This is a genomic window from Bartonella sp. TT67HLJMS, from assembly GCF_042193375.1.
Taxonomy (GTDB): domain Bacteria; phylum Pseudomonadota; class Alphaproteobacteria; order Rhizobiales; family Rhizobiaceae; genus Bartonella; species Bartonella grahamii.
This window is the reverse complement of record NZ_JBHILP010000051.1, coordinates 1-515: the sequence shown is the minus strand read 5'-3', so window position 1 is coordinate 515 and position 515 is coordinate 1. Positions and strand designations below refer to the sequence as shown.

The 515-nt window shown below is 44.1% G+C and carries 1 pseudogene; it reads left to right on the top strand.

The annotated features are described in order from the left end of the window. Positions 1-49 precede the first annotated feature (49 nt). Positions 50-515: pseudogene (locus ACFIJQ_RS08920) on the top strand (adhesin); the annotation flags it as partial.

The window sequence follows — 515 nt, the reverse complement described above, 5'->3', positions numbered from 1 at the left end:
CCTTGTTCAAAGCGATTCCTTGTTGTGGGACAAGGCTAAAGGCGCCTTTGTGGCAACGCATGGGGAAAAGGAAAGCAAAACAAACAGCAAGATCACATCACTTGCCAATGGAGACATTACTTCAACCTCAAGCGATGCTGTAGCTGGTAATCAGCTTCATACCCTAGGGAGCAGTGTTGCAAAATCTTTAGGTGGTGGTGCTGGCTATGAGAATGGCGCATGGGTTGCTCCTACATTCACGGTTAAGACCTTCAATAAAGATGGTACTGCGACTGAGAAGTCTTATGACAATGTCGCGACTGCCTTTGCTGGTGTTGGTGATTCATTCGAGAACGTTAAAGATACATTCAAGAATGTTAAGGATGAAATTACCAAAGAGATTGAAAAAGACATTACCCTTGTTCAAAGCGATTCCTTGTTGTGGGACAAGACTACAGGCGCCTTTGTGGCAACGCATGGAGAAAAGGAAAGCAAAACAAACAGCAAGATTACATCACTTGCCAATGGAGACATTA